Below are 10,688 nucleotides of genomic sequence, written 5' to 3' on the forward strand. Positions count from 1 at the left end.
GGCCCCGCGTCAGGTCCGAGAGAATATGGATGGCGGATTTGACTTCAAGCACCGGCAGATCGGCAACCGGCGCCAGCGCATGCGGAAAGAGCGCCAGCGCGCCCGGCCCTTCCCACGCGCCCTTGACTGTCAGATCCTCCAGATAATAGCGGACCAGCTCACAGATGCGCGGCGTGCAGTCCACATGCGGAATGATCTTCAACATGAAATTCGGCTGTTTCAGGCTTTCCAGCACCTTGTCCTTGTCGAGCGTGCGATGCTTGAAGCCCATTGTCGCCGTGGCGACCCGCTGGCCGCCATAATCGAGCGTGCCGACCAGGGCATCCTTGACCGGGGTCAACGACGGCTCGGCGAGCTTCTTCGGAAAACCCCAGATTTCGCGGCCGCCGGCAATCGGCGCGTCATCGTTCAGATACATGGAATGCACATAACCGCCGTGGACGCCTTCATAGGTGACCGGGATGACTTGGCCGGATTCGGTGTAATCACCAAATCCGGTCGAATCCGGCATGCGGATGAACTCGTATTTCACCAGCGGCTCGTCGAACTGCAGTGGCTCCGGCACCACGCGGCGCAACGCCTGCGGATCGGTCCGGTAGATGATGATCATGTATTCCCGGTTGACGAAACGATAGGGACCCGCCGGATAAGACGGGCTCGTCAGCGGCATGGCGAAGGCATTGCGCTTCACGTCGTCGATTTTCATGATTTCTTCTCCCGCACATGTTTTTCGCAGAGATCGAACACACGAATGCCATTGGCCGGGCGCGTGCGGCTCTGCCAGTCCGGATGCGTCAGCGTATGGACCACGTCGTCATGCCCGGCCTTCCAGTGCTCCTCGACGGAAAGCCGTGAGAACTCGTAATCCTTGGAGCCGCCTTCATAGGCCGCATGGCGATAGATCAGATGCACCATGGTAACGGCGGAATCATTGCCGATCTTTTCCAGCAGCCGCGCATCCGGATCGTCCTTCAACGCGTCCGGCAGCTTCTCCATCAGCCGTTTGGCGGCCATGCGGATGGTCTGCAGCTTGCGGAACTGGTCGGTGTTCAGGCGCGTGCGGCTGGAAAAGCGGATTTCCTTCTCGCGCGCCTCGACATCGAACAAGTCCTTCGGCAGAGGCCCCCGGGCGCTGAACAGATCCACCTGGAAGATACAGAGATCGCTTTCCAGTTCTTCGCCGCCGAGAATGCGTTGCAACGGCGTGTTGGAAACGATGCCGCCATCCCAGTAGTAGCGGCCGTCGATCTCGACCGGCGCGAAGCCCGGCGGCAGGGCGCCAGAAGCGGCGATATGTTCGGTCGTGAATTCGCAGTGGCGATTATCGAAATAGTTGAAATTACCGCTCATGACATCGACGGCACCAAGGCTCAGCCGGATGGCACCGGAATTGATCAGGTCGAAATCGATGAGTCCTGCCAGCGTCTCCTGCAGCGGCGCCGTATCATAAAGACTGATGGCGGCCATGGGATCGCCGGGAATGTTCCACGGCGCGAAGGCGCGTGGGGTGAAGAAGCCGGGAACGCCTGTCAGCGAGCCGAGAAATGCAGCGGATTCGTTGAACCATTTGCGCATCACGTCGCCATTGCCGAAGAAATGCCCTGAAAGCCCGGACGACACGCGATGCCAGAAGGTGCGGAGATTATCGATCCGGCGCTCCACCGGGCTGCCGGCGATGATCGCGGAATTGATCGAGCCGATGGAAATTCCAGCCAGCCAGTCCGGGCGAATGCCGGCCTCGTGAAGCGCCTCGTAGGCGCCGGCCTGATAAGCGCCGAGCGCGCCGCCGCCCTGAAACACCAGCACGGTCTTTTCTGTCGGAATGGTGCTCACGGAAGCTCACCTCTGGAATGCTGCAATTGCGAAGAGATAACGTCCAGGCGGGATGTCACGTTCCGTTTTCGCAGATTAAATCTTGGTAATGCGGAAAGACGATCAAGGAATTGATAGGCTATTTATTTCAAATGCTTAACTTTGGAAAACGGCATCTTTTCCGCGCCTGTGACGGGGATGATAATCCAGCCCTGTGCACTGCGCAATGCAACAGAATGTGACGATGGATCGCGGTCAGATCATGGCGAGATGCGCGGCGAAGAGAACCCAGAGTACAAAATTGAGGACGAAGCCGATGATGAACAGCCGCTGGCGAACCATCAGCCGGTTCGACGTCACATGCACATAGGCGTGGACCAGACGGCTAAGGACGAACAGCCATGCGACGATGACGGCCACTTGGCTGACGCCTGCCGTCATGCGCCTTTGCAGTACCCGCCCGCACCGCGCCGAACCTGCGCTTCATCATCAGGAAATAGATGGAAAAGACGAGCGCGACCTGGGCGATGACCGGCCAGAAGATTGCAGTCGATGTGGGCATGAAGACTCCGTCGATTCGCATGAGGGATCATGTATGGCGATGACGGCCCAAATCCAGCGCTTTCCAGCTTGCTGCCTTACAGTTCGCCTTGACCTTCGAACAAACGAAAGGCGACGAAGTTGCCCTCGCCGCCTTTGTCGCTCCAGACAAGAAATGCCGCTTACATCGCGCCTGGATAGTTCGGGCTTTCGCGGGTGATCGTCACGTCATGGGCATGGCTTTCGCGCAAACCGGCGCCGGAAATGCGCACGAAGGTGGCGCGCTCCTGGAAATCCTTGATCGTCGCGCCGCCGACATAGCCCATCGAGGCCTTGAGCCCACCGGCCAACTGGTGCAGCACGCCCGATACCGGCCCCTTGTACGGAACCTGGCCTTCGATGCCTTCCGGCACCAGCTTCAGCGTATCGCGCACTTCTGCCTGGAAGTAGCGGTCTGCCGAGCCGCGCGCCATGGCGCCGACGGAGCCCATGCCACGATAGGCCTTGAACGAGCGGCCCTGATAGAGGAACACCTCGCCCGGGCTTTCGTCCGTACCGGCCAGCAGCGAACCGATCATGCAGGCCGACGCGCCGGCGGCGATCGCCTTGGCAAGATCGCCGGAAAACTTGATGCCGCCATCGGCGATCACCGGAATATTGGCCGCCTGCGCCGCTTCGACCGCCGACATGATCGCAGCGAGCTGCGGCACGCCGACGCCGGCAACAATGCGCGTGGTGCAGATGGATCCGGGTCCGATACCGACCTTGACGGAATCCGCCCCGGCATCGATCAGCGCCTTTGTGCCGTCGCCGGTGGCGACATTACCGGCCATGACGCGGACGGAATTCGACATGGTTTTCACTTTGGTCACGGCATCGAGAACACGCTGCGAGTGACCATGCGCGGTATCGACGACGATGAGGTCGACGCCGGCATCGATCAGACGCTCGGCCCGCTCGATACCGTCATCGCCGACGCTGATGGCGGCGGCGGCGCGCAGGCGACCCTGGGCATCCTTGGAGGCATTCGGGTTGAGCTGCGACTTTTCGATATCCTTGACGGTGATCAGGCCGATGCAGCGACGATCGCCGTCCACCACCAGCAGCTTTTCGATGCGGTGCGTGTGAAGAAGGCGTTTGGCCTCCTTCTGATCGACGTTTTCAGTGACCGTGATCAGGTTTTCCCGGGTCATCAGTTCATAGATCTTCTGGCCGGGATCGGATGCGAAGCGGACGTCGCGATTGGTGAGGATGCCGACGAGGCGGCCCGGCACCGAGCCGGTGGCGCTTTCGACGACCGGGATGCCGGAGATCGAATACATCTTCATCAGGGCCAGCGCATCGGCGAGCGTCGCGTCAGGGCCGATCGTCACCGGATTGACGACCATGCCGCTTTCGAACTTCTTGACCTGGCGAACCTGCTCGGCCTGTTCGATCGGCGTCAGGTTGCGGTGGATGACGCCGATGCCGCCGGCCTGCGCCATGGCGATCGCCAGGCGACCTTCGGTGACGGTGTCCATTGCGGAGGACAGGATCGGCAGGTTGAGGTCGATGTCCTGCGCGATGCGGGTGGCGATGTTGGTCTGCCCCGGCATCACTTCGGAATGTCCGGGTTGCAGAAGAACGTCGTCGAAGGTCAATGCCTCCAAACCGGTCGCCGTTTCGATGATGCGTGCCATGGCCAATCCCTTCAGTAAATGGACCCCTCTCCGCACGATCGAAGACCATGCGGCGGGAGACTCGCCCCGTTCAACGGGCGAGAGTTTCTTGGAAGTTGGCGAGGGCTGGTAACACGGATATGACGGGTTGGAAAGCAGAAAGACCCGGCGAAAACGCCGGGCCTGCCAAGTTTCCTGTGCAATGCAGTATCAGGCGAGCTCAGATTTCGAACTGGTAGGTCTCCGGCACGAACCGATAGCCTTGCTCGTGTTTTTCGATGAAGCCGACGGCCGGGAACGGCATGTGGTAACCGACGAAGGGCAGACGATCGGTGGCGATCATGTCGAACACGGTCTTGCGCGCGACAGCCGCCTTTGCCTTATCCATGTCGAACTTCACTTCCCAGTCCGGCCGCTGCAGCGACAGGACGAAATGATTGGCGGTATCGGCCGTCAGCACCAGGCCCTTGCCTTCCGATTCGACCTTGAACACCATGTGGCCTGGCGAATGACCAAAGGCGGCCATGCCGGCAATGCCCGGCACCACTTCGCTGCCATCGCCGATAAATGTCATCTTGTCCGCCAGCGGCACGACATTCCTCAAGACGCCCTTATGGCCCCCCTCCGCCGGCGTGCCGACACGGGCCTCGTCCTTCCAGAAGTCATATTCGACCTGCCCGGCGACATAGCGGGCATTCTTGAACGCCGGCGCTCCCGCCTCCATCAAGCCATTGATGTGGTCGCCATGCATATGCGTGAGCACGACGACGCTCACCTGGTCCGGCGTATAGCCCGCGGCGGCGATGCCTTCGAGCAGATGACCGGCACCCGCCTGCCGGCCCGCCTCGCCCATGCCGGTATCGAACAGGACGAGATCGGATCCGGTATCGATCAGCGTCGGCGAGAAACCGTTGACGAACCTGTCGGCCGGCAGGAAATTCGCCTTCAGCAGATCGGCCACCGCCTCGGCTGGCTGGTTGGTCCCGAAGGTTTCCTCCGGCTTTTCGGCGATGCGGATACCATCGCTGATGACGGTGACGCCAAAACTGCCGATCTTGAAACTATTGGTCCTGCCTGCCGGTGACTTCATGCTCTCGGCTTTCGGTTCGCTTTGCGCAAGGGCGCTGCTGGTCATGACGAACGGCGCGGCCAGCGCGCCGGCGGCGGCCGTCCCAAATAAGGCACGACGGCTCAAGGGAAAAGAAGTCATCTTGCTGTTCTCCAATGGGGTTCTGGCAGTGGATTGCGGATGGCAACACCCGGCAAGGCAACATCTAGCGTCTTGACAGGCAATGCCCGCAGGACTCACACGGATGTGATCGCAAGTTGAACGCAGCACCCCGACTTCCGTCTCAAACACCCTATGTCCGTGGCGTCACATTCCCATGCAAGGCCTTCGCATGAACCGCATCGTCCCGATGATCCTCGCCGTCGCTCTGTTCATGGAGCAGATGGACTCCACCGTCATTGCCACCTCGCTGCCGGCGATCGCCCATGATCTCGGTGTCGGGCCGATCACGCTCAAACTGGCGCTGACCTCCTACATGGTGTCGCTGGCGATCTTCATACCGCTCAGCGGCTGGATGGCTGACAGGTTCGGCGCCAAGCGAATCTTCCGCGCCGCCATTCTCGTCTTCATCCTCGGCTCGATCTTCTGCGCTTTGGCCAACAGCCTGCTCGCCTTCGTGCTTGCGCGTTTCCTGCAGGGCATGGGCGGGGCGATGATGACGCCGGTGGCGCGTCTCGTGCTCGTTCGCTCCACCCAGCGCAGCGAACTTGTCGGCGCCATGGCGCTCCTGACCATTCCCGCCCTCGTCGGACCGCTGGCCGGCCCGCCGCTCGGCGGATTCATCACCACCTATTTCTCCTGGCACTGGATCTTCCTGATCAACGTACCGGTCGGCATACTCGGCTATATCCTGTCTGGCATCCACCTGCCGGAGATCGTCAGCGAAGCGCCACCGCCAATCGACCTCAAGGGCTTTTTCCTCAGCGCGATTGCCGCCTCCGGCACGATGTTCGGCCTGTCGGTCATGAGCCTGCCGGCCCTGCCGCCGCAGGTCGGGGCTGTCGCTGTCGTCATCGGTATCGTCTGCGCCATCCTCTACATACGCCATGCGCGGCGTCACCCGGCGCCGCTCCTGGATCTCAACCTGTTCAAGGACAGCGCGTTTAGGGCCGCCGCGATCGGCGGCACGCTGTTTCGCATCTCGATCGGCGCCGTGCCCTTCCTGATGCCGCTGATGCTGCAGGTCGGTTTCGGGCTGACGCCATTCCAGTCCGGCATGATCACCTTCGTCGGCGCCGTCGGTGCGCTCACGACGAAATTCTTCGCCAAGCGCGTATTGATCTTCGCCGGCTTCCGCACGACGCTGATCTTCGCCTGCATCACCGGGACGGTGCTGACCTTCGTCAACAGCCTGTTCACCCCGGCAACACCCTATGCCGTGATGATGTTCATCCTGCTGCTGGCCGGCTTTGCCCGCTCGTTCTTCTTCACCAGCGTCAATGCGCTGGCCTTCGCCGACCTTCCGGATTCGATGGCCAGCAAGGCAACCTCGATGACCGCCGTCCTGCAGCAGATGAGCCTGGCGCTCGGCGTCGCAGTCGCCGGCGCGATCCTGGAAATCGAAACGACGCTGACCGGCTCACCGCTCGAACTGCGCGACTTCCAGATCGCCTTCATGTTGATTTCGGCGATCACATTGTTGGCGATCATCCCGCTGATCGGCATGTCGAAAACGGCCGGCGCTTCGGTTTCCGGGCACAGAAAGCACCTGGTTCCGGAAGAGGAGGTCGTGGCGGCCAAATAGTGCGGACGCGCCTATTCCGGCTTTTCGCAGACAGCCGACAGCTTGTTGCCGTCAGGGTCGCGGACGTAAGCGGCATAGAAATGCGCATGGAATGGCCTCAGCCCCGGCCCGCCCTCGTCGGTGCCGCCATGGGCAAGTGCTGCGGCATAAAAGGCATCGACCGCGGCGCGGCTGTCGGCCTCCAGTGCGATCATGGAGCCGTTGCTGATCGTTGCAGCATTCCGGTCATAGGGCTTGACCACCCACAGCCGGCAACGCGTGTCATCCTCGGAACCATAACCGATTTCGACATCATCCTGCTTGCGGCACGCAAGCCCAAGCGGCGCGAGCGCCGCATCATAGAAGCGCTGCGCCCTGTCCAGATCGTTGGTTCCGAGGGTCACATAGAGAAGCATGTTCACTCGGCCTCGAGCGGATCCCGCTCGTCGGTCAGATAGCGGTCGTCGATCGCGGTCTCGGCTTCGCGCAGGGAGGGCGCGCCGGGCTTGCGGCCCTTGAAACCCTTGGCGAGCAGGAACATCTCGACCGATTCCGCCCGCGACGCCGCCGGCTTCACATGGATGACCTGCTTGAAATTCTGCTTGAGCAGCGTCAGCAGCTCGCGCTCGGCCCCGCCCTGGAAGGTCTTGGCGAGGAAGTGCCCACCCTCGGCCAACACGTCGATGGCAAAATAAGCCGCGACCTCGCAAAGATGCATGGTGCGGATATGATCGGTCTGGCGATGACCCGTGGTCGGTGCCGCCATGTCCGAAAAGACCAGATCGGGGGTGCCGCCGAGCGCCGTCATCAGCTTTTCAGGCGCTGACGGATCGAGGAAATCCAGTTGCAGGATATGCACGCCGGCCAGCGGATCGATTTCGAGGAAATCGATGGCGACGACTTTCGGCTCGGCATCGGTCGAATTGGTGACCTTGGCGGCGATCTGCGACCAGCTGCCCGGAGCGGCGCCGAGATCGATGATGCGCTTGGCGCCGGACAGGATCTTGTGCTTCTCGTCGATTTCCAGCAGCTTGAAGGCCGCGCGGGCGCGATACCCCTCGAGCTGGGCGCGCTGCACATAGGGGTCGTTGATATGACGCTCCAGCCAGCGCCGCGACGAGGCCTTGAGCTTGCCCTTCTTGACCTTCTGGCCCAGCTTGCGCCCGGTGCGGTTCCCGCCGATCGGAGGTTTGGTCATTGCGTGTTTCCTTCGTGGGAACCGTGCGGGGCCAGGCCGCGCATGGGGCGCCGCGCGCGGCCGCGCCGCCAGACGCCGTCATCGGCCATCATGTCGGTGAGCAGGCCCTCGCGCAGGCCGCGATCGGCGACGCGCATGCGCTCCGACGGCCAGCGGCGGCGGATGGCTTCGAGAATGGCGCAGCCGGCCAGAACCAGATCGGCCCGGTCCGGCCCGATGCAGGGATTGGCGGCACGGGCGGTAAAATCCCAGGACAACAGGCGCGCCTGCATGGCCGAGACCTCGTCATCCGACAGCCAGAGCCCATCGACCTTGCGGCGATCGTAGCGCGGCAGATCGAGATGGACGCCGGCCAGCGTCGTCACCGTGCCGGAGGTGCCGATCAGGTGGAAGCCGTTTTCATCGCCGGGATTATCGAGCGTGTGGATGGCCGGGCAATCGAACTTGGCGAGCATGCCCTGGACTTCCTCTACCATAGCCTCGAAGCCCTGCGGCGTCACATCCTGTCCGCCATGGCGCTCCGACAGGGTGACGACACCGACCGGCAGCGATGTCCAGTGGGTGATGTGATTGGCAAGCCGGCTAGAACGGTTTTCGCCGATCTTGATGACGGCGATTTCCGACGAACCGCCGCCGATATCGAACAGCACGACCGATTTGGTCTCGCGGCCGACCAGCGACGAGCAGCCGGACACGGCAAGCCGCGCTTCGGTTTCGCGCGTGATGATTTCAAGCTCCAGCCCGGTTTCGGCCAGAACACGCTCAAGGAAAGCCTCACCGTTTTCAGCGGCGCGCGTCGCTTCCGTCGCGATCAACCGGGTCTTGCGGATGTCCCGCGTCTTCAGCTTGGCGGCGCAGACCTTCAGCGCATCGATCGATCGGTCCATCGCGTCCTGCGACAGGCGGCCGGAGGCGCCGAGCCCCTCGCCCAGCCGGACAATCCGCGAGAAGGCATCGACGACCCTAAACTGCCCCGGCCGCGTCGGCTGGGCGACCAGCAGGCGACAATTGTTGGTGCCGAGGTCGAGCGCGGCATAAAGCGGCGAGCTTTCAAAACCAAACCCGTGCCCATGACCATGCGCGACGCCGTTGCCGCGCCGCGCCTCGCCGCCATTCTGACTGGGCACCGGACGCTCTTCTGCCTTGCGGGTCGGAAATGCATGAAACGGCTGCGGCCGCGCCGCGGCATCCGCGACGGGACGCGGCTTTTCGCTGGTCGCCAGCGGGCGACCCTGCAGGCTGCGCCTTTGCCGATGCTTCTTGCTGCGCTTCTGATTTGAATGGTCCGGCCTCGGATGGTCCGGCCCGGCAGCAGCCACCGGCTTTTCCGCAGGGGCGGAACCATCCGGATGGCTCGAGGCGACATGATTCGTCGCGGCATGCTGCGCCTGGGCGGATTTCGACCGGCGCCGGCGCTTGCGTTTGCGCACGGGTTCGCCGCTTGCATCTCTCACTTCGGGACGCCCTGTTTCTCCGGAATGGCCGGAGGAACTGGCATTCGCAGGGACCATGCGCGACGGTTTTCCCCGTCTGCGCTTGCCCTTGCCGGAACGGGACGGTGACTGCCCTTCGTTGCGGCCTGCTGCCGACGCCCCGGAAACGGACGGCTGTTCGCCGCTGTCGGGGTCTCTCACGTGTCTGTCCATTGCGCCGCGCGGAACGATTGCCGCTCAAGGCGCTCTCTTGATTTTCGTTGGGCAGACTTTATCAGCGCCAGCCCAATTCACCAAATTCTTTTTGCGCCCCCTCAAAAGCCGCGGAACCCCATCCTTTCGCAGCCCTTACCGGCTTCATTTCCACCATCCCAAAAAAATTTGCCAAAATCTATTTGCATCCGCCGATTCTTTGTTTATAAGCCCGCCTCACCAGCCGGGCGCACATCGCCCCTCAAGCGTTGGGGAATAGGTTAACGGTAGACCCACGGACTCTGACTCCGTTAGTCCTGGTTCGAATCCAGGTTCCCCAGCCAATCTTTATTCTTCATTACAAATCAGATAGTTAACCTATCGGTCAAATGGTCAACCGGAACAGTTTTCCGACGCAGCCAGCCGGGTCAATCCCCCGCATGCGCTCACCCACTTCCCCCAGCAGAAAGGCATACGGCCTGTGCGGCGAATACGCCGCTCACAAGAGGTGACCGGTTTCGGGCCGTTTCCAGACTGTCCGCTCTTGTGCATCAAGGATCGAATAGCTGTCATTAAGCGCGGTCTGATGTCAAAGACCTCAGCAGCATCCTGAAAGTGGACAGCCGACCGAACGGACGAAATGGCGTGTTGGCACCAATTGCAGACCTGGCGTCTGCCTGCTTTCTGCAATGGACGGCTAGTGGTTGCCTCATAACGGGGCTATACTCCATTTCCGATTGAGACCAAAAGGATACTGAGTTGAGGGTCGCCGTGCTCGCGACGATAGCGCTGCTCTTTTTTTCAGCCAATTCGGTTCTGGCTAGGCTGGCGCTGGGCGCAGGGGATATGAACGCCACTGGCTATACCGGTGTACGGATCGTGTCGGGAGCCCTGACTTTGGCCGTGATCCTCTATTGCCACGAGCGCAGGAATAGTGACGCGAGGATCGAAATCAGTGGCAGTTGGCGAGGGGCCGCAGCTTTGTTTGGCTACGCGCTGGCCTTCTCAATCGCCTACCTCATGCTGGGGGCCGGGACCGGCGCGCTCATCCTTTTTGCCAGCG

10 protein-coding genes, 1 tRNA gene and 1 pseudogene are annotated in these 10,688 nt (G+C 61.8%); 3 read left to right on the forward strand and 9 right to left on the reverse strand.

Features of this window, described 5'->3' with window-relative positions; genetic code table 11:
* The 6 genes from VL202_RS10175 to VL202_RS10200 all read right to left on the reverse strand — a co-directional run.
* On the reverse strand, positions 1 to 706 hold a 706-nt coding region (locus tag VL202_RS10175), incomplete at its 3' end, for an acetoacetate decarboxylase (RefSeq protein ID WP_325463995.1).
* Positions 703 to 1,833, reverse strand: coding sequence for a patatin-like phospholipase family protein (locus tag VL202_RS10180; RefSeq protein WP_325463996.1), 1,131 nt, complete (start codon positions 1,831 to 1,833; stop codon positions 703 to 705). The genes VL202_RS10175 and VL202_RS10180, both read right to left, overlap by 4 nt.
* A 234-nt stretch (positions 1,834 to 2,067) precedes the next feature.
* Positions 2,068 to 2,232 (reverse strand): MAPEG family protein, encoded by a 165-nt coding sequence (locus VL202_RS10185; protein WP_325463997.1) that lies wholly within the window; start codon positions 2,230 to 2,232, stop codon positions 2,068 to 2,070.
* A complete protein-coding gene (locus VL202_RS10190) occupies positions 2,198 to 2,374 on the reverse strand; it encodes a hypothetical protein (protein WP_325463998.1) in 177 nt (58 codons plus the stop codon). Before VL202_RS10190 ends, VL202_RS10185 begins: the two co-directional genes overlap by 35 nt.
* A 160-nt stretch (positions 2,375 to 2,534) precedes the next feature.
* Positions 2,535 to 4,031, reverse strand: a complete 1,497-nt coding sequence (gene guaB / locus VL202_RS10195; protein WP_325463999.1) for an IMP dehydrogenase — start codon at positions 4,029 to 4,031, stop codon at positions 2,535 to 2,537.
* 199 nt (positions 4,032 to 4,230) lie between these two features.
* Positions 4,231 to 5,220: an MBL fold metallo-hydrolase gene (locus VL202_RS10200; protein ID WP_325464000.1), complete on the reverse strand. Its 990-nt coding sequence runs from the start codon at positions 5,218 to 5,220 to the stop codon at positions 4,231 to 4,233.
* A gap of 190 nt (positions 5,221 to 5,410) precedes the next feature.
* Between VL202_RS10200 and VL202_RS10205 the strand changes: the two genes are divergently transcribed.
* Positions 5,411 to 6,823, forward strand: a complete 1,413-nt coding sequence (locus tag VL202_RS10205) for a DHA2 family efflux MFS transporter permease subunit (RefSeq protein ID WP_325464001.1) — start codon at positions 5,411 to 5,413, stop codon at positions 6,821 to 6,823.
* An 11-nt stretch (positions 6,824 to 6,834) separates the two neighbouring features.
* On the opposite strand, the gene VL202_RS10210 is transcribed toward VL202_RS10205, so the two are convergent.
* The 3 genes from VL202_RS10210 to VL202_RS10220 are packed head-to-tail and all read right to left on the reverse strand — an operon-like array spanning position 6,835 to position 9,634.
* Positions 6,835 to 7,218 carry a VOC family protein gene (locus tag VL202_RS10210; RefSeq protein WP_325464004.1) on the reverse strand — a complete coding sequence of 128 codons (384 nt, stop codon included), beginning with the start codon at positions 7,216 to 7,218 and terminating at the stop codon, positions 6,835 to 6,837.
* Positions 7,219 to 7,220: 2 nt separating this feature from the next.
* Positions 7,221 to 8,000, reverse strand: a complete 780-nt coding sequence (locus tag VL202_RS10215; RefSeq protein ID WP_325464002.1) for an RlmE family RNA methyltransferase — start codon at positions 7,998 to 8,000, stop codon at positions 7,221 to 7,223.
* On the reverse strand, positions 7,997 to 9,634 hold the full coding sequence (locus VL202_RS10220) for a Ppx/GppA phosphatase family protein (RefSeq protein WP_325464003.1): 1,638 nt from the start codon (positions 9,632 to 9,634) through the stop codon (positions 7,997 to 7,999). The genes VL202_RS10215 and VL202_RS10220 overlap by 4 nt, the downstream gene beginning before the upstream one ends.
* Positions 9,635 to 9,895: 261 nt before the next feature.
* Between VL202_RS10220 and VL202_RS10225 the strand changes: the two genes are divergently transcribed.
* Positions 9,896 to 9,969 (forward strand) — tRNA-Gln (locus tag VL202_RS10225).
* A 415-nt stretch (positions 9,970 to 10,384) separates the two neighbouring features.
* Positions 10,385 to 10,688 (forward strand): annotated as a pseudogene (locus tag VL202_RS10230) (EamA family transporter); the annotation flags it as partial.

Source organism: Pararhizobium sp., from assembly GCF_035497515.1.
In the GTDB taxonomy this organism is placed as follows: Bacteria; Pseudomonadota; Alphaproteobacteria; order Rhizobiales; family Rhizobiaceae; genus Pararhizobium.